General features: G+C 61.3%; 9 protein-coding genes. 6 read left to right on the forward strand and 3 right to left on the reverse strand.

The genetic code is table 11. From position 1 onward, the window contains the following. Positions 1 to 45 precede the first annotated feature (45 nt). Positions 46 to 1470 (forward strand): DUF362 domain-containing protein, encoded by a 1425-nt coding sequence (locus IAE77_RS09585; RefSeq protein ID WP_294225286.1) that lies wholly within the window; start codon positions 46 to 48, stop codon positions 1468 to 1470. Positions 1471 to 1758: 288 nt separating this feature from the next. Here IAE77_RS09585 and purD read toward each other — a convergent pair whose 3' ends face one another. Beyond that, positions 1759 to 3033, reverse strand: a complete 1275-nt coding sequence (purD, locus tag IAE77_RS09590; protein ID WP_294225289.1) for a phosphoribosylamine--glycine ligase — start codon at positions 3031 to 3033, stop codon at positions 1759 to 1761. Between the two features lie 138 nt (positions 3034 to 3171). Here purD and IAE77_RS09595 point away from each other — a divergent pair, with 138 nt between their 5' ends. Both IAE77_RS09595 and IAE77_RS09600 read left to right on the forward strand, forming a co-directional pair. Beyond that, positions 3172 to 4719: a DUF1549 domain-containing protein gene (locus IAE77_RS09595; RefSeq protein ID WP_294225291.1), complete on the forward strand. Its 1548-nt coding sequence runs from the start codon at positions 3172 to 3174 to the stop codon at positions 4717 to 4719. Positions 4720 to 4957: 238 nt separating this feature from the next. Then, positions 4958 to 5515 carry a hypothetical protein gene (locus IAE77_RS09600; RefSeq protein ID WP_294225293.1) on the forward strand — a complete coding sequence of 186 codons (558 nt, stop codon included), beginning with the start codon at positions 4958 to 4960 and terminating at the stop codon, positions 5513 to 5515. Here IAE77_RS09600 and IAE77_RS09605 read toward each other — a convergent pair whose 3' ends face one another. Continuing rightward, complete coding sequence (locus IAE77_RS09605) at positions 5516 to 8410, reverse strand: M28 family peptidase (RefSeq protein ID WP_294225296.1); 2895 nt, start codon at positions 8408 to 8410, stop codon at positions 5516 to 5518. A 101-nt stretch (positions 8411 to 8511) separates the two neighbouring features. On the opposite strand from IAE77_RS09605, the gene IAE77_RS09610 reads away from it, so the two are divergent. Genes IAE77_RS09610 through IAE77_RS09620 form a run of 3 tightly spaced genes read left to right on the forward strand, consistent with a single transcriptional unit; the run spans position 8512 to position 18057 of the window. Beyond that, positions 8512 to 12117, forward strand: a complete 3606-nt coding sequence (locus tag IAE77_RS09610) for a PVC-type heme-binding CxxCH protein (RefSeq protein ID WP_294225299.1) — start codon at positions 8512 to 8514, stop codon at positions 12115 to 12117. 57 nt (positions 12118 to 12174) lie between these two features. Continuing rightward, positions 12175 to 15981, forward strand: coding sequence for a translocation/assembly module TamB domain-containing protein (locus IAE77_RS09615; RefSeq protein ID WP_294225302.1), 3807 nt, complete (start codon positions 12175 to 12177; stop codon positions 15979 to 15981). A gap of 24 nt (positions 15982 to 16005) precedes the next feature. Next, positions 16006 to 18057: a BamA/TamA family outer membrane protein gene (locus tag IAE77_RS09620; RefSeq protein WP_294225305.1), complete on the forward strand. Its 2052-nt coding sequence runs from the start codon at positions 16006 to 16008 to the stop codon at positions 18055 to 18057. Position 18058: 1 nt separating this feature from the next. On the opposite strand, the gene IAE77_RS09625 is transcribed toward IAE77_RS09620, so the two are convergent. Next, the gene (locus IAE77_RS09625; protein ID WP_294225307.1) at positions 18059 to 18964 is read right to left on the reverse strand and encodes a DMT family transporter; all 906 of its coding nucleotides are present in this window, start codon (positions 18962 to 18964) and stop codon (positions 18059 to 18061) included. Positions 18965 to 19131 lie beyond the last annotated feature (167 nt).

Raw genomic sequence — 19131 nt, forward strand, 5'->3', positions numbered from 1 at the left:
CGGCATTGCAAAGCCAACCTTCGGCCGGTAAATAGCCGCCCTCACGTGAACACGCTCGATCCCTCCCAGTTTGGCTCTCCGAAAGTCGCCGTCATGCACGGCCAGGGCTCGTATGATGATCCAATCGCCGTGCGAAAGCAGATCGAGGACACCATCGCCGCGCTGAACCTCCCCGACGATTTCATCCAGCCCGGCGAACGTGTCGTCATCAAGCCCAACTGGGTGAAGGAGCACAATGCCAGCAAGCCCGAGGACGAAAATGGCTGGCTCACCATCATCACGCATCCGCTCGTCGTGCGCGAAGTGGCCCGCTGGGCGGCGAAAAAGCTCCAGGGGCGCGGTTCTGTGACGCTGTGCGACGCGCCGCAGAGCGATTCATCCTTCGACACGATTCGCCGCCTGCATCAGCTCGACCAGATGGTCACCGATCTCACGCTCGAGTTCCCCGGCGTCGCGTTCCTGCTCTTCGACATGCGTTGTGAGGAATGGACGATCGATGACGGCGTCACCATCGCCAAACGTCAGCTCTCCAGCGACCCCTCCGGCGCGGTGGACATCCATCTCGACGCGGACAGCGAATTCATCGGCCATCCCGGCCTCGGGAAGCTCTACGGAGCTTCGTATGACTTCGCCACGACAAACCGTCAGCACACCGACCCGCATCACGAATACCGCATCTGCCGCACACCGATGAATGCGGACGTGCTGATCAACGTGCCGAAGCTCAAGACGCACAAGAAAGTCGGCCTCACCGTCGCATTGAAGAATCTCGTCGGCACCACGCCGCGCACGAACTGGCTGCCACGCCACACCGAAGGCACACCCGCGGAAGGCGGCGACCAGTTTGCCGAATCGACGGCCAAACGTGCGCTCGAAGGCTCGCTGATGCGCAACGCCAAAAAGATCCTCTTTGGCCGCTTCTTCCTCTCGAAACTCTTCGTGCCGCTGAAGAAACTCGGCCGCTTCGTGTTTGGCGATACCAAAGAAGTCGTGCGCTCCGGCAACTGGCACGGCAACAACACCGCCTGGCGCATGATCATCGACCTGCACAAGTGCTTCTTCTACTTCGACGGCTGTGCCCGCCGCCGTGAGAAGCCGCTTCGCTACCTGACCGTCGTCGATGGCATCATCGGCGGCGATGGCGACGGCCCCATGTCCTGCGATCCTGTCGAAAGCGGCGTCATCATGGCTGGAACGCATCCCGTGGCCGTCGATTGCGTCAGCGCCCAGCTCATGGGCTTCAACTGGCGCAAAACCCGCCTCCTCAACGACACCTTCACGCTCAAACGTCTTCCGATCACCGGATTCACGCCTTCCGCCATCACCGTGGCCTCCAACAAGCCCGAATGGACCGGCCCCTTCGAGCAAATGAAGAACTGCTACGAGTTCCGCTGCCACTTTGGCTGGGCGGGGCACTTGGAGAGCGATGAACGGTTGGCTCGTAGCTCGGGCAATCCTGCCCGAGTGTGAACGCTCTCTTCGCGGGCAGGCTTGCCCGCACCACGAAATCCGATCCCGAAGGGATCAAAGAAATTAGCCGGGGGTAAGTTCGCGAAGCGAACGCCACCCCCGGATCAAACGACACACCGATCCCTCCCAAGTTCGCATCCCGGCAGGGATGCAAGAAGCGCACAACGGCTCCTCGCTCCCTTCTCGCCTACCTTCAGCATGCGGCCTCCAACTGACAATGTTCTTTGGAGCGTACCCGGGGTCTTCGCCCCCGGGCTGATTTCTCCGATCCCTGCGGGATCAGGTCACTCACTCAAAATGCATCTTCCCGATGTCCGAACGGCGCTGCAGGCCGTCAAACGTGACCTTCGCACTTTCCGCATAGGCTTTGTCGCGTGCTTCCACCCGCGTCTCGCCCTGCGCCACGACCGCGAGCACCCGTCCTCCGTTCGTTTCAAACTGACCGGCTGCATTCTTCTTCGTGCCGCAATGATACACGCGTGCGCCGCTCACATGCTCCAGACCGCTGATCACATCACCACTGTGCGATGACGCCGGATAACCAGCACTGGCCGAAATCAGGCAGATGCTCCAGCCGGGCGCGAACTGGATCAGTTCCGGCTTCAAATTCCCCTTCGCCGCCTCAAACACATAGGTCGCAAAATCGCCGCGCACCATCGGCAGCACGGCTTCGGCCTCCGGATCACCGAAACGGCAGTTGTATTCGATCACCTGCGGCCCGGTGGGCGTGAGCATCAGGCCGAAGTAGAGAAAGCCACGGTAGCGCAGGCCGTCTTTGCGGATGCCTTCCACCGTTGGCTTCACGATTTCGCGCTCGATGCGCTGCATCAGCGCCGGTTCCGCCAGTTTCAGCGACGCCACCGCACCCATGCCGCCGGTGTTCGGCCCCTGGTCATTGTCGCGGATGCGCTTGTAGTCCCGCGCTGGCATGAGGATTTGATACGAATCATCGCACACCGACGCGAAGACCGAGATCTCCGGTCCGGTGAGGCATTTTTCGACCAGCAGATCGCCCGCGCCGAAGCAGCGCTTCTCCATCACATCCTCCACGAACTGCTCCGCCTCCTCTTTCGACGTGCAAACCGCCACGCCCTTGCCGGCCGCCAGTCCATCGAACTTCAGCACGATCGGCGTCTCCGTCAGCGCGGCCTTCGCCTCCTCGGCATTCGTGCAGATCGTGAAATCCGCCGTCGGAATGCCGTGACGCTTCAAAAACTTCTTCGCGAAACCTTTCGAGGCCTCCAGCTGCGCGATCTCCTTCAAGGGTCCCCAGCATGGGATGCCCGCCTCGGCACACAGATTCGCCAGACCGCGATCCTTCACCAGCAACGCCTCCTCGCCCGCCATGCACAGGTCGATGTGATTCTGCTTCATCCATTCGATGAGGTCCTGCAAATTCCACGAAATCGCCTGGGACAATCCAGCCACGCTCACACAGGTCGCCAGCGTCGCGATCGCATCGCTGCCAGGATACGCGAACAGCTCATGCTTCTCCGGCGATGCGCTGAGTGCCGTGATGAGCGCGTGCTCGCGCCCGCCTTTGCCTGTGACGAGGATTTTCATGGGACGCGTTCCTTAGCGTGCCGAAACCGGAGCGCAAGCCTCCTGAAAGTTGCCCTGTTCCTGCGGAACAGGGCGGCTCTTGTGGCACAGCAACAAGGCAACCCTAACGAAACATGACATCTGCCCGTTGGATGGCGCATGAAACGCGCTCTCGGACTTTGCGTCCTTCTTTCCGCCTGCTCTCCCGAAGCAGAAACCGCCCGGACACCCGCACCCGCACCAACCGACAGCGCCCAAGTCGCCGCCGCTCATCTCGACGCGGCACTGATGCACGACTACGAACTGCTCAAGGAACAACGTCAGAAGTGGAAGAACACGCCTGCCCTTCCCAGTCTGCCTGACCTGGCGGACGACTCGGTTTTTCTACGCCGCGCCTGCATTGATCTGGCCGGAAGGCTGCCAAAGCCCGAGGAAGCTCGTGCCTTCCTGGCCGACAAATCGCCCGCGAAGCGCGTGAAGCTCACCGAAGCATTGGTGAGAGAGCCCGGGGCCGCCGATGTGCGCTTTCGCATGCTCGCGGAGGCGTTTCGGGTGAAGGACGACGATCCCAACATCGGCTGGCTTCGTACAGCGGCGGCGGAAGACCGGCCTTATGCCGAAATCGTGACCCACATGATCGGCGGCGGCCACATGCGTCAGCGCGATCAGAATGACGCCATGCGCACCGGTGTGGAAACGGCCTACACCGTGCTGGGCGAGGATTTGTACTGCGCCATGTGCCACGATCACCCCTTCAATGATCACACCGAGCGGGAATGCCACGAGTTTGCTGCCTGTTTTGCCGGCAAAGACGTGGTCCGCCTTCCATCCGACTACCTTTACCGTGACGGCAAGCCCGGCGACGTTGTTCCGCCTGCCCTGCCTCGCATCCATCGAAGCTGGCGCCCCATGCTCAACGACGACGAGGACAAGCTCACGCAAGTCGCACGCTGGATCGTGGAGCAGCAAGACAGCCGCCGCTTCGCCCTCGTGACATCCTTGCGTGTCTGGAGCAGCTTGTTTGGCATGCCCGGCCAGATGGTGGACAAGACCATCGGAGGTGTGGACGACGCGCTGCCTTGGCATGGCATTCATCGCAAACCAATCCTCAATCGCACCAGTAACGACTGCTTCAGCGCCTCACCTCGCGGTGCTCCCACCTGGATCGGCCTGGAAGTCAACTCGCCCTCTGATTTCACACACGGTATCAAGGTGCTCATCGAGGAGTTCCTGCGCTGTGGCGGCCGCCTGGGCGAATTCCAGCGCATCCTCGCCCGCACCGATGCCTATCAACGATCCGGCATCGACTACACCATGGATTGGGACGGATGCTACCTCACTCCAGCTCCGCAAATCCGCCGCCTGCCCTCCGAAGTCATCTGGAAGGCGATTTCAGGCGAGTTTGATCTTCAAATCCCGCAGGTGCCAAAGCCTGGCCACCCGCTGCGGATGCTCGGACGCGGCACACGTGAATGGACCGATGAAAGCCTGACACCCGTCTCGCATGACCTGGCTCGATTCATGATGAATGATCCCCTTGTCGCAAAGGCCACCGAAAGGCGTGGCAACGCCGACGATCTCTTTCTCGAACTGCTGGGCCGCGAGGCTTCGAAACGCGAGCGTGCAGCGATCTCCAGCCATGCAGCATCCAATCGAGACGTGGCCTGGTCATTGCTGAATACCACGGAGTTCATGTTCAGACCGTGAGGGAGCGCGGACCTCCGAGTCCGCAGCAGGTCGCCAGCGGTTGATGAGAACAGACCTCGAACCGCGCTATCGCAAGCTGGGTGGTTGTGGGTGTGGTGGAGGGCATCGATCAAGCGGAACGACAGTTTCCAGCGGAGACCCGCGCCGCAATCCCGCGAGCCGGGTGATCTTCATTTCCAAATCTTGCCTTCCCGCTGACAGCCATTTCAGTGGCCAATCTTTTGCTCCTCTCACCGCCATGACATCCGACCTTCCGAATGCCGATATCTTGACGAAAGTCCGTGGCGCCAATTGCCTGACGGAGTCAGAGCTTCAGTCGCTTTCCAGCGCAATCCTGGAGGTTCAACTGCGTCGGGAGCTGGATTCAGTCGATTCCCAATGGGAGAACGACATGCGGAAATATGTGTCCTTTCGTCGGAGCAAAGGCGGCAAGTCAGGACTTGTCCTGGTTTCGCGTGGAGAAGGTTTCGCAGGAGTCCTCGTCGGGCTGGGCATCGCCTCATACGGAGGCTACATGATCTGGCAGATTCTCCAGGACTCCAAAAAGGCAGATGATTCATTGGTCTCTCTACCATTCCTCTTTTTCGCCGTCCTTCTGGCGCTGGGAGCGTGGCTTGTCATCAATAGCTTCGGACAGTTTCATGTGGTGACTGAGTACGAACGGGAACGTGGGGAATACCTCGCTCGACGCAAACAGCTCACGGCTCAATTGCCCAAAGAATCACGCTTTCCTGCGCGCTACTGTCCCAATTGCTTGTCCTGGGACAGCAGGTATCTTGACTCGCCGCCGTGGTGATCAATCGCGCGACCCTGGCGTGATCTTCATTTCGACCTCTTTGCCATCGCGCTGCACGGTGATCGTCGTCTCCTTGCCGATCTTCAAATCTCCCATCACATAGGTGTAGTCGTAGATGTTCGCGACGTCCTTGCCGCCGAGTTTGATGATGATGTCGCCGGCTTTGACGCCTGCCTTCGCCGCCGGTCCGACTGGTGACACGCCGCTGAGCTTCACGCCTTTGGTGTCGCCTTGGGCGTAATCGGGGATGGTGCCCAAATACGCACGCAGTCCCGTGCGCACGCCGGAGTTTTTCGGCGCTTCCATGGCGATGTAATCCGGCGCGGCGTCGGCGGTGGCGATGCCGCGGGCGATGAGTCCCATGAGCTTGGTGATCTTCGCGGCGTTCGGGTAGTCGATCTTCTCCGCCGTATCACTCGGCATGTGGTAATCGGCGTGCGAGCCGGTGAAGGCATTCAGCGTGGGGATGCCCTTCAAATAGAACGCGGTGCTGTCCGTCGGCAGATGCGCATCGTTTTGCGTGGTGATGGGCAAGCCGATGGGCGCGTTGCGTTTTTCGATCTCCTTCGCCCACAGCGAGCTGCTGCCGAGGCCCTGGAGCACGAGCGCTTTCTGAAAACGGCCGATCATGTCCATGTTCAGGCACGCGGCGAACATGCCGGTGAGCTTCGCGTTGGCATCGCCCTTGATCATTTTCGCGTAAGCTTCGACGAAGTGATTGCTACCGAGCAATCCGAGTTCTTCACCGCTCCATGCGGCGAAGATGATGTCGCGCTTGAGCGTGAGCTTGCCCTGTTTCTTCAAATCGGCCAGCCACTGGGCGATTTCGAGCACGCCACCGACACCGCTGGCATTGTCATCGGCTCCGTGATGGATCTTGTTCACTTCATCGCCCTTCGCACGCGAGTTCGAGCCGCCGCTGCTGCCGAGATGGTCGATATGGGCACCCACAATAAGCGGCGCGACGTGTGGATCAGGCTGCTGGCCGTAAGGCAGCACGGCGAGCACGTTGCGGCCCTTTTTCTTCTCCTGCTGGATCACGATGTTCGCCGCGAGCGTGCCTTTGCAGTCGATGCCGCCCATCAAATCGCCCGTGTCGAGCTTGTCCTGGAGTTCCTTGAGTGTCTTGCCGGTGCCCGCGAGCAATTTGTCGCCCACCGCATCGGTCACGCTGATGGCTGCGATGCCGCTGGAGGCCAACGAGGCATCAAACGTCATCGGCGCGAGCTGTTGCACGACCTTCGAGTTCGGTCCGCTGACCACGATTAGGCCGCGTGCGCCCTTTTGACGGGCGGTGAGCGCTTTGTAGCGCAGGCTGGAGTAGCGGCTGAGTTCATTGCGCCGCTCCTGCGTGATGCCTTCCGGCAAATAGCGGAACACGAGCACCCATTTGTCCTTCACATCGAGATGCGCGTAGCTCGAATAGGTCTCGATGGAGGCCGATTCGGGCGTTTCGATGCCGTAACCGGCGAAGACGATCTTCGCGGCCTTCACTTCGCCGTTTTGGGAGAAGGAAAGGGGTTTCCAGTCCTGCTCCACTTTGAGCTCTGCATCGCCCAAAGTCAGTTTGTTGCCTTCACCGAGCGCCACACCGGCAGTGAAGTCAAAATTGTCAAAGTAGGTGTTGTCGTCGCCAAACGGCGCGAGGCCGATCTGCTTCGCCACATCGGCAAAATACTGCGTGGCGAGCTTTTCGCCCTCCGTGCCGGTAAGACGGCCGCCCAGCTCGTCGGAGGCTAGATACGTGATGTGCTGCTTGAGATCCGCTTCAGCGATTTCCGAGCCCATCGTGTTCAAATCCGGCGTCTTGACCTGACTGACCGATTTGACCTCTTGACCCAGTCCGAGAGCGACGCGGGCATGATCGTGATCCCAATCCGCGATGAAAATCTGGCTTTGGCCGCCGCTGGCGCGTCCGCTGGTCCACGAGAGTTTTTTGCCATCGGGTGAGAAGACCGGGAGGCCATCGAAACCATCGGTGTTCGTCACGCGGACGGGATCATGCTTGCCGGCGGCATCGACAATGTAGAGCTCGAAGTTGGCGAAGCCGTTGAGGTTGGTGGTGAAGATCAAATACTCGCCGCTGGGATGAAAATACGGCGCCCAGCTCATCGCGCCGAGCTTCGTGAGCGGCTTTTGATCGCTGCCGTCGGCGTTCATGGTCCATACCTCGGCCACATCGCCCTTTGGCGTGAAGCGACGCCAGCAGATGCGCTGGCCATCGGCGCTGAAGAACGGTCCGCCGTCGTAGCCGGGCGCGTCGGTCAGGCGCTTCACGTTCGAGCCGTCGGCATCGGCGGTGTAGATCTCCATGAAGTACTGTTTATCGATCTTCAGACGCTCCTCGTCCTCTTTGCTGAGCTTCGTTTCATAAGCCTGACGATTGCTGGCAAAGACCATCTTCTTGCCATCGGGCGACCAACCACCTTCCGCGTCGTAGCCGCGGGTGTTGGTGAGGTTTTTGAGCTTCTTGTCGGCGAGCGTGTATTCCCAGATCTCGTAATGCTCGTCGTAGTCCCAGGAGTATTTGCGCACCTTCGCGTTCTTCCGCTCCTCATACTCGGCCTCTTGAAGCTTCTTAGAGTTCGCGTCGGTGTGCGTGCTGGCGAAGAGCACGCGCTTGCCATCGGGATGGATCCACGCGCAGGTCGTCTTGCCCATGCCGGGCGAAATGCGTTCCTGGTCGCCCGTTTCGAGGTCCATCAGGTAGATCTGATAAAACGGATTCCCCTCCTCGCGCTCGGATTGAAAGATCATCTTCGTCCCATCGGCATTGAAGTAGCCTTCACCGGCCCGGCGGCCTTCAAAGGTGAGCTGGCGCGGGTTCGTGATGAAATCGGCCTCTGTCTGGGCAAATGAGGGGGAGGCAATGACAGCGAAAATCAGGGGGCGCATGGTTTGGGGAAAGAACATACGTCTGCCGGGGATGTTTGCAGAAACTTTGAGCATGCATGGCGGTGCGAGCCGCGTTTGATCCAGCCCCAAACGTATTCCCCATGAAGCGCCTGTTCACGCCCCTCGTCGCCCTGTCCCTGCTATCCGCCGCCGCTGCGCAGCCTGTGCCGCTGTTTGACGGCAAGACGCTCAATGGCTGGGATGGCGAGAAAACGAAGGTCTGGCGCGTCGAGAACGGCGTGATCGTGGGCGGATCGCTGGAAGGCAATCCGCAGAACGAGTTCCTCACCTCGAAGAAGGTGTATCGAAACTTCATCCTGAAGCTGGAATACAAGCTGGAGGGCACGGAGGGCTTTGTGAATGGCGGCGTGCAGTTCCGCAGCGTGCGCATTCCTCAGCCGCCGAACGAAATGAGCGGCTTTCAGGCGGACATCGGCGCGGGCTATTCGGGCTGCCTGTATGACGAATCGCGCCGGAAGAAGATGCTGCAGCAGCCGGCGAAGGAGCTGATCGAAAAAGCGGAGAAGCCCGGCGAATGGAATCAATACATGATTCGCGCCGAGGAGCAGCGCATCCAGCTCTTCGTGAACGGCGTCCGCACGGTCGATTACACCGAACGTGAGCCGGGCATCGATTTGAAAGGGCTCATCGCCTTGCAGATCCACGGCAAGTGCAAGGCGCAGATCTCCTTCCGCAACATCACCATCGAAGCGCTTCCAGACGCCATGGTGCCGGAGGAAAAAGACGTTCTCAATCGCTTTGGCAATCCCGGAGCGAATGTGGCGAAGCGCGAGCCCTTCAAAGACGGCAAGTTCACGCTCGACAAAGACGAGGTGATCGTGCTCGCCGGGCAGGAGAACCTCGTGCGTGATCAAAAAGCAGGCGAGCTGGAGTCCGTGCTCGGCACCGCCTTTGCCGCGCAGCAGCCACGATTTCGCTCGATGGCCTGGGAAGGCGACACCGTGTATGAGCAGTGGCGCGATCTGAACTTTGGCGACTGGAAGGCGCAGCTCGACGCGGCGGGCGCTGGCATCGTGATCGCCCAATTCGGTCAGGTGGAGGCTTTTGACGGCGTGAAACGCCTCGCAGAGTTCAAATCGGCCTACCATCGGCTGCTGGACCAGTTCAGCGCCCAGACGCAGCGGCTCGTGCTCGTTTCGCCGATGCCGTTTGAGAAGCCGCTGGCCTCGCATGCGCCCGAATTGAGGCTGCGGAACTCGGATGTGAAGAAGTATGCGGAAGCCGTGCGCGAAGTAGCGCAGCAACGCGGCGCGATCTTCATCGATCTCTTCACGCCGCTTTCGGCCCGCGGCGCGAATCAGCCACGCCTCACCGATGACGGCCTGCATTTGAACGCGGAAGGCCTGCGCGTGGTGGCGCGCGAGATCGCGCAGCAACTCGGCGCTTCGTCGAGCGACGCGGATGACCTGTCGGCGCTGCGAAACACGATCGTTGAGAAAAACCGCCTGTGGTTCGACTGCTGGCGCCCGGCGAACTGGTCCTTCGTGTATGGCGACCGCGTGACGCAGATGTTTGGCAAGCCGGCGCAGGACGCCCCATCGTTGCGGGAGAGCTTTGAAGTGCGGAAGCCCATGGTCGCGGCGATGGATGCCCGCATCCATGCGCTGGCCAGAGGAGAAAAGGTCGAAGACCTGCCGAAACCCGAATCCAAAGTCGTCACCGAGACTGTCCTGACACCGGAGCAGCAGATGGCGGGCTTCACCGTGGCAGAGGGCTATGAGATGAACCTCTTTGCCTCCGAAACCGAAGGCGTGGCGAAGCCGACGCAGTTCTCGTGGGATGAGCGCGGTCGTCTCTATGTCGCTTGCTCACCGACGTATCCACAGACGGTTCCCGGCGTGAAGCCCTCCGATTTCATCCTCATCGTCGAAGACACGAACGGCGATGGCAAGGCGGACAAATCGACGCGCTTCGCGGAAGGTCTGACGATGGTCCAAGGCGTCGAGCCGGGCGCGGGTGGTGTTTACGTCTGCGATTTTGACCAGATCGTGCATCTCAAGGACACGAACGGCGATGGCAAGGCGGACGAGAAGACGGTGCTCTTCTCCGGCTTTGGCATCGGTGACACGCACCAGCTCGCCAACTCGATCTGCCACGGTCCGGATGGCGCATTGTGGTTCACGCAGGGTTTGCATGCGTTTTCACGCGTGGAAACGGCGCACGGGCTCGCACGGCTCGACAAAGCCGGCGTGTGGCGACTCGATCCGCGCACGCAGAAGCTGGAAGGCTACTTCAATGGCGGCAAAGCGGGCCACAACTGCTGGGGCGTGGCCTTTGACGACCACTTGCAGGTGTTTCACAAGAGCGGCGACCGCCCCGTCGGCTACTACAGCGTGCCCGGACTCGTCTCCCTGCCTGATCCTGATGAATATCATCCGACAGGGGCGCTGTTTGACACGAATCCGAAGACGAACAGCCTCGAATTCATCGGCACCAAGGCGCTGCCGGATGACATCCAGGGGTGCGCTTTGATCGGCGGTTATTTTGGCAGCGTGGTCGAGCTGCATCGCCTCGAAGACGATGGCGCAGGCTTCAAGAGCACGCAGTTGCCGAAGCTCGTGAAGTCCAGCGATCCGTCCTTCCGTCCCGTGGATGTGAGCATCGGACCTGATGGCGCGATGTATCTCTGCGACTGGTTCAATCCCGTCATCGGCCACTATCAGGCCAGCTATGCCGATCCTCGCCGCGACCGCACCCACGGCCGCATCTGGCGCATCACGGCGAAAGGACGTCCTTTGGTGAAGCAACCGGCGCTGGCAGACATGAAACCGGCGGAGCTGCTCGAACAACTCAAGTCGCCTGAGCGCTGGACGCGTTATCAGGCGAAGCGACTGCTGTTCGATCGGCCTACGGAGGAGGTTTTGAAGGCCGCGGAGGCCTTTATCGCAAAAAACGAGGATGAACGCGTGCTGATGGAGGTCAGCGGCATCTTTGAATCGCATGAAGCCACGAATGCCGAGCTCGTGAAACGGCTGCTCGCGGCCAAAGACGCGGGCGTTCGTGCTTACGGAGCTCGTGCTGCTGGAAAACTGCCGAACGCGCTGGAACTTCTCGCCACAGCAGTGCACGATGAACATCCCCGCGTGCGCCTGGAGGCGGTGGTGGCCTGTGCGCATGTTTTGAAGCCGCAGGCGGTCGAAGTCGCCGTGCAGGTGCTCGACAAGCCGACTGACCGATTCATCGACTATGCGCTGAAGCAGGTGGTGAAGAGCCTGAAGCCGCAGTTCGTGCCGGAGCTGGCCACTCTCACCTTTGGCGGCAACGCCAAGCAGGCGGCCTATGTGAAGCAGATCGCCAGCGCGGCCGCCGTGGTCGAGCATCCAGGCAAGCTGGTGTATGACGCGCTTTGCCTGAACTGCCACCAGCCGGAGGGCAAAGGTCTGCCGGGCATCTATCCCTCGATCATCGGCAGCGACTGGCTCAAAGGCGATCCCGACCGCGTGATCAAAGTGCTGCTGCACGGCCTGAACGGCCCGATCCGGGTGAACGGCGAGGATTTCAAGCAGCTCGCTCCTCTGCCGATGCCGCCGATGGGCCTCGACGACCAGCAGATGGCCGACGTGCTCAGCTACGTGCGCTCAAACTTCAGCAACAAGGCTCCGGCGGTCACGCCGGCGCAGGTGAAGACCGTCCGTGATGCCACAGCGAGCCATTCTGGCTTCTGGACGGCTGAGGATTTGAAGTAGCGCCGTTGAAATCGATTTCGGGATGAGCATTGAACTTGCTCCATTCCCGGGCATCGAATGAGCGTGTTTCGTAACGATCCGACAAGGCCGCGCCGCTGGCTCACTTGGCTAAAACGACTGCTGCTGGCCGGCTTCGCACTCCTGCTGCTGGCCGTGGTCTTCCATGCGCCGCTGCTACGCTGGGTGATCGGCTATGGCGGCATCAAAGGTGCGGAACTGGCGGGCATCACACTGAAATGGCGTGTGGACGGCTCCGTGCTGGGCGATTTGAAGCTCAGCGGCATTGATGCCAGCGGCTCGCTGCTGGAGAAGGCCAGCATCGGCGAGATCGGCGCGGAATACGACGCGTGGACGCTCGCCCGCACCGGCGACATCGACATCGTCAAACGCATCACGCTGAAGAACGTCGATGCCGTGGTGGACCTGCGGAAGCTGCCGCCAGCGACAACACCTGCGCCTGAGCCGCCGAAGAAGTCATCGAACGCTCCACCACCGCTCGTGTGGCCGAAAGTCATCGACATCGAGAACGTGAACGCGGTCATCACGCTGGCGCATGGCGGCCGGATCATCGTGCGCGGGCTCACGCTGCGTGTCGGCGAGGGCATGCCGGGCGTCTTTGAGCTGGCTGAGTTCAAAATGGAGCCGGGCGATGTTCGAGTCGCCGATGTGAAGGCCCAGGTGCAGTGGGGCGAGCGCACGCTGACCATCGCAGGCCTCGACCTGCCTTACGGAACACGATTGAAGGCGCTGGCGGTCGATCTGACAAAGTTTCCGGAGGATGCGGTGAAGCTCGGGGTCGAACTGGCTTTGGGAAAAGCCTCAGTCCGAGTGGATGCGGACGCCAGCGGCCTGTTTGCGCCACCCTTGAAAGCCAAGGCGGATGTGAAGCTGGAAAAGCTCAGCAGCGCCGATCTGGCAGCCTTCAAGCTGCCTGCTGATGTCAGTTTTGACGATGCGAACATCGAATTGCACGCCGAAGGCCTGGATCACCTGACTGTGACCGGAGACGTCAAGGCTTCCAACGTCCGTGCCGCTGGTGCGGTGCTTGATTCGGTGCACTTGCCGTTGCGAGTCGAGAACGGCCGGGCGCAGATCGACGCGCTGAAGATCGTGCGCGGCACCAACACGGTGCAGGTGACGGCGGAAGCCACTTTGCCGCAGGATCTGGCGCAGTGGCAGAAGATTGCGTGGAAGACGCATGCGGACGTGGCGGTTCGTGATGTGACGCAGCTTCTGACAAAGCCGCCGCCCGCGAAGGGTGCTGTGCTGGTTTCACTCGACGCGCAGGGACTCGGCGGGACGCCAACACAGGTGAAAGGCCACGTTGGTGGCGAGAAGCTCGTCTTCGAGGCCTACAAGCTGCCGAAAGTCGATGTGGACTTCGCCCTGGATGGCAAGGAAGCCACCGTGCGACTGCCGGCACTCGCTTTGGGCGACGGCAACACGATCACACTCGATGCGTCGATGAAAATGGAGGACGCGATGCCGGTGAAGGCCGCGTGGAAGGTGCAGATCGATGATCCGGTGCGGCTCATGCAAACGGTCGGACTTCCGCCGCTCGACCAACCGGTCACCGCGAAGATTGCCACGACTGGCAAAACGGCTTTCCTCGCGAACGACGTGATGAATCTCGATGCGGAGGTCGATTTGAACGTCACCGACGGCAAGTGGGGCGATGCGGCGCTGCCTGCGGTGGCCGTGAAGGCCACCGTGGCCAAGGGCGAGGCTCATCTGAACCCCTGCCGCATCGTCGTGGATGATCGCAACCGCATCGAGATCACGGCTGAGGCCAAGCTGGCCGCGCCGTGGAGCTTTGTCGCGAATGGAGACATCGCACTGCCACAGCTCACGAGCCTGAACGCCTTGCTCGCCGCGTTGAAAGCGCCGTCGATCGAATCGGGAAGCGTCGCGATGAAGCTGGACGTGAAGGGCGACGCGAGTCCGTGGCGTGGCGAAGGCCGCGTGGAGTTGAAAGCGAATGAGGTGAAGACCGCCAGCATGCCGGAGGCGGCGGATGTTGATCTGAAGACCACTTTTGACGGCACGACCGCGCAGATCGAGACGCTGCGGGCTGTGCTGGGGCCGTGGAAGCTCATCACCGCCGGTAAAGTCACCGACAAGGACGCGCAGCTCACCGAATTGAGCCTGTGGCAGAAGGACCGGCAGTTGATGACCGGACATGCGCATGCGCCTTTCGATTTGATGCAGACCGACGTGCCTGACGGCAGCCAGCTGGATGTCGTCTTGAGTGCGAAGGACCTCCCGGTGCATGAGATTGCCGCCGCGGCGGGCGTGACGGATGTGCCGCCGGGCATTCTGAACGCGGAGGTGAAGATCGGCGGCAGGCTCGATTCCGCCGACCTTTGGGTGAAGCTCGGTGTGAGCGAGCTGAAGGCTCCCGGAGTTCCTGCATCGTTCAAACCGGCCGCAGTGGATGTTTCGACGGCGTTGAAGGCGAACCGGCTCACCTTTGATGCGAAGCTGGTGCAGGAGCCGCTGCAGCCGCTGACGCTGACAGCCGAGCTGCCGGTGAAATTGCCCGATCTGATGAAGAATCCCGATCTGGCGATGAATCTGCCGGTCAAAGCCACGCTGGACCTGCCGGAGAGCGATCTGGGCTTTGTGCGAGAGTTTGCGCCGGATGTGGTGAAATCCCTGCCCGCGAAGCTGCGGCTGCATGCGACCGTTGGTGGCACGGTGAAGGAGCCTCTGATCGATTCCTCGCTGGATCTGAACGCGCCGGAAGTCGGGCTCATGAGCGCAGACATGCCCAGCGTGCGTGATGTGCGCGTGAAAGTGCGCACGCATGACCGCAAGGCGACGATCGAGGACATCTCGGCCGTTCTTGCCGGCGGCAAAGTGCGGCTCGCCGGTGTGATCGACGCAGCGAGTCCGCAAGATCCGAAGTTTGATCTCAAAGTGGAGGCCCGCGAGGCGCTGGTGATGCGCAATCCGACCTCCAGTGTGCGAGCAAATGCGGACATCACCTGCGCGGGAACCCAGAAGGCGGCTCGTGTGAGCGGAACGGTCGAAGCCGTGCGCGGACGCATCTTCCAGGAGGTGAATCTGCTGCCAAACGTGACCGGCATGATCCAGCAAGGCGAAAAACTCCCGCCGCCACCGCCTTCCACCTCAAAGGTGGATCAGAAACTGGCGCTGCCGCCAATGCTGAAGGACTGGAGCTTCGATTTGAAGGTGAAGACGCGCGATCCGGTGGTGATTGCTGGCAATCTGGTGAACGGCGCCGTGTCCGCCGACATCGCTCTCGGTGGAACGGGTGCCGCACCCCGGCTGACGGGTTTCGCAAACGTGGATCGCATGGTGCTGAAGCTGCCGTTCAGCCTGTTGAAGATCACCAAGGGCGTCGTGACGATGAATCCGGACAATCCCTTCACGCCAAAGCTGGATGTGAGGGGTGAGTCGCGTGTGGGCAGCAACGACATCACTCTTTACGTTTACGGCGACGCATCGAATCCGAAGACGCGCTTCACCAGCACTCCACCGCTGTCGGAGGCGGACATCGTGACGCTGCTCGGCACGGGCATGACCCTGGGTGGCGACAATGCCCAGATGGCCAGCGAGGCGATGACACGCGCGGCCTTCCTCGTGATCAGCGAGACCTACCGCAAGATCTTCAACAAGAAGAAGACCGTCAGCGACGAGCCGCCGAAGCTGCACACGACCTTCAATCCCTCCGGCTCCGACCGTGCCAATGACAGCATGCAGGCGATGTACGAGATCACGCCGAAGGTGCGGTTCATCGGCCGATTCACGCAAACAGGCCGCATGAAGGCGCTGCTGGGCTATGTGCTGCGCTTCGGCCAGGCGGCGAGGGCGATGGATGATGATGCCAATGACGAATGACGAATGACGAATGACGAATGCAGAATGACGAATGCCAGCCGGTTGCGCCGCAACTGGGCGGCGCTGCTGTGCTCCTTGGTGATGGCGGGTGCTTTGGAAGCGCATGAGGTGAGCTTCGGCCAGACGACCGTGCGCGTGGACGGAGTCGAGGAGTCGCAGTGGGACGACCTGAAGACGATGCTGATGGACCAGCTGACGTTGAATGGCAGCGGCCCTGCCGGTGAGCCACTGGCTGACGATCTGGCCTTCTTCACGCGGCAGCAGTTCATTCGCGAAGGCTGGCCGGAGGCCGAGGTGATGTGGAAGATGGAGCCCGGTGGCCTGCGGCTGACCGTGAAGCCTGGAAAGCCTGTGCGAGTGGGCACGGTGACCTTGAAAGGTGAGACGCCGCTGCCAGACGAAGAACTGAAGAAGTACCTGCTGAAGCCGACGCTGGAACGCGAGCATGTGGACAAAAAGCTGCCACAATGGGTGGAGGCGGACATCCAGCAGGGCACCAGCCTCGTGCAGCGCCGTCTGCGTGCCGAAGGTTATCTGAATGCGGAGACGCTGCTGCTGCCAGCACCGTCCACCGGGCCTGACATGCGACGTGATCTGACACTGGAGATCAAAGCAGGGCCAAAGTTTGTCTTCGGCCACACCGTGATCACCGGAGCGCCGCCCGAGCTCGACAAGCAGATGCAGGCCCAGATGACCGAGGCGCAAGGAACGCCTTTCAACGAAGCGCGTGTCCAGCAGATCGAGCAGCGGCTGGAGGCGATCTGTGCGGAACGCGGCTGGCTTTATGCGAAAACGCTGGCGGACTACACGCTCGGCAAGGCAGGCGGGACGGTGGACGTGACTTTCCGCGTGCAGCCGGGCGAACGTGTGCGCATCGCCAGCGTGACGCCGCATCCGCAGTTCAGCCGGGGCGCCCGGCGGGTGTTGATGGCGAAGTTCAAACCGCTGACCGGACGGATCTACGACGCGGACGAGGTGGACTTCCTCTTCAAGCGGGCGCTGGACACCGGCATGTTCGCCTTGCTGGACACACGGGTGCTTTCACCTCAAGGCGACGCCGCGACCGGTGATCTGCGAGTCACCGGCGAGGAGACGAAACCCGTCACGCTCGGCTTTGAGCTGGGTTTTGACACCTTCCTCGGCGGACAAGTGGGCGTGACCTACAAGAACACGAACTGGCGTGACACAGGCAACACGCTGGCAGCGGAGCTGACCTACAGCGTCGCGGGGCCCGTTGGGTTTGTGAGCGTGACAAATCCTGCGGTCTTCAATTCCCAGCACTCCGCCACGCTGCGTCTCGCGCTGGAGCAGTTCAATCGGTTCGAATACGACCGCATCGGCACGGCCTTGGGCCTGGATGTGGCACGCCGCGTGGACCAGGCGCTGAGCTACTCGGTTTTCATCGGCACCTCGGCCAACACGGTGAGCTCGAAGATCCTGAACGACACACAGACCGGGCCGAGGAACTACTCGCTCATGAGCCTCGGGGCGAATGTGACCCTGGATCGTCGCGACAGCCCCGTCCTGCCGAAGAAAGGCTGGTATCTCTCCGGCCGCATCGAAAGCTCCACGGACATCCTCGGCTCCGGCGTGAGCTTCCTGCGAACCGATCTGCGCGGCGCGTGGTATCGGCCGATCACGAAGAAGTGGCGATTCGCCGCGGGGGGCGAACTGGCGACGATCCAGGGCGCGGCCGCCGAGAAGATCCCCATCGACAGCCGTGTGTTCAACGGCGGCCCGAACAGCGTGCGTTCCTTCGGCCAGCGCGAGCTCGGACCAGTCACTCCGGGCGGGACACCGCTCGGCGGCACTTCAGCGCTGTTCGCCAGCGCCGAGTTTTCTTATGAGATCATGCCGAATTTCGAGATCGCGTTCTTTGGCGACATCGGAAGTCTTTCACGCGCCAACAACTCATCGCCACTGTCCTACTCCTCCGACTTCCGGCAGGCGATCGGCGCAGGGCTGCGCTACCACCTGCCGTTCGGGCCGATCCGCATCGACTACGGTCACAACCCAAGCCGCCGCACTGGCGAAAGCAGCGGCTTTCTGCATGTGACCGTCGGATTCGCGTTCTGAGTCATCGATTCGTCACCTTGCGGCCAAATCCACCGACGACCGTGTGGTAGCTGCCCCAGAGCACCAGCACGCCACCCATCGCCTGCGCAAACGTGAAGCTCTCGGCAAATAGCAGGATGCTGGAAAGCGAGATGACGACCGGAACCAGCATCTGGAAGGCCCCGCCTGCGGCCACGGACAGGAAACGGAAGCCCTCCGTCATCGCCAGTTGCCCCACGCTGGCGCACAAGGCTGCCGCGGTGAGAAGGCAGACATCCATCGTCTCAAGCGACTTGAAATGGGACATCGCAAAGGGCAGCGCCAGCAGCACTGCGTAGATGCATTGCGACGAGAAGATCGTGGCGCTGCTTTCCGTGCGCGTGAGCTGACGGATCACCACCACCACGGCCGCAGCCAGCACCGCGCCTGTCAGCGCGATCAGCTCATGATGTCCAAACTGCGCGATGGTTCCAGGTGCGATGCCCGTGAGCAGGCTGAGGCCCGCCATTGCCAGCAGGATTCCCAGCACCTTCACCACGCCGAGTTTCTCATGCAGGACGAAGGCGGCCATGATCGCGGCAAAAATTGTCCAGGTGTTGCCGATCAGCGTCGCCTTCCCTGCCCCGAGCGGGCCGATGGTGATGTAATACGCTGCCGTGCCCAGCGCACCGAGCACCCCGCGCGAGGCGAGCAGCCAGCTTTGGAACGAGCGCTTCAACTTCAGCGATCCAGCCGGGGCAAACAGCACAATCGTGAGCAGCAGGCCGACGACCGCGCGAAACGTGAGCGCCATCCATGGATCGGCGTGACGCACCGAGGCGAGCACTTTCAGCAGCAGCGCATTGCCGGTGAAACAGGTCAGGGAAAGAAACATCCACAGCGTGCCACGCCGGGGATGATGCTGGAGTTCGGTGGAGGGAGTGCTCATGGAGGCGCCGGTTTGAGGGCTGCCTTTGGCATCATGTCTGATGGATCTTTGAAATGATGATCGCGTCAGCGAGGCTCCTCAAACCGTTGGATTAGGCACGCCAAATGGCACGCACCGCTTTTACAGCGGCCACGAGTGCGATTCGGCTGGCAGGTTTGAGGTTCATC

The organism is Prosthecobacter sp. (assembly GCF_014879935.1).
Classification (GTDB): Bacteria; Verrucomicrobiota; Verrucomicrobiia; order Verrucomicrobiales; family Verrucomicrobiaceae; genus Prosthecobacter.

Coding starts and splice junctions, on each gene's coding strand:
- IAE77_RS09610 (WP_294225299.1), top strand. CDS start 8,512: ATGAAGCGCCTGTTCACGCCCCTCGTCGCCCTGTCCCTGCTATCCGCC.
- IAE77_RS09605 (WP_294225296.1), bottom strand. CDS start 8,410: ATGCGCCCCCTGATTTTCGCTGTCATTGCCTCCCCCTCATTTGCCCAG.
- IAE77_RS09615 (WP_294225302.1), top strand. CDS start 12,175: ATGAGCGTGTTTCGTAACGATCCGACAAGGCCGCGCCGCTGGCTCACT.
- IAE77_RS09600 (WP_294225293.1), top strand. CDS start 4,958: ATGACATCCGACCTTCCGAATGCCGATATCTTGACGAAAGTCCGTGGC.
- IAE77_RS09625 (WP_294225307.1), bottom strand. CDS start 18,964: ATGAGCACTCCCTCCACCGAACTCCAGCATCATCCCCGGCGTGGCACG.
- IAE77_RS09620 (WP_294225305.1), top strand. CDS start 16,006: ATGACGAATGCCAGCCGGTTGCGCCGCAACTGGGCGGCGCTGCTGTGC.
- purD (WP_294225289.1), bottom strand. CDS start 3,033: ATGAAAATCCTCGTCACAGGCAAAGGCGGGCGCGAGCACGCGCTCATC.
- IAE77_RS09595 (WP_294225291.1), top strand. CDS start 3,172: ATGAAACGCGCTCTCGGACTTTGCGTCCTTCTTTCCGCCTGCTCTCCC.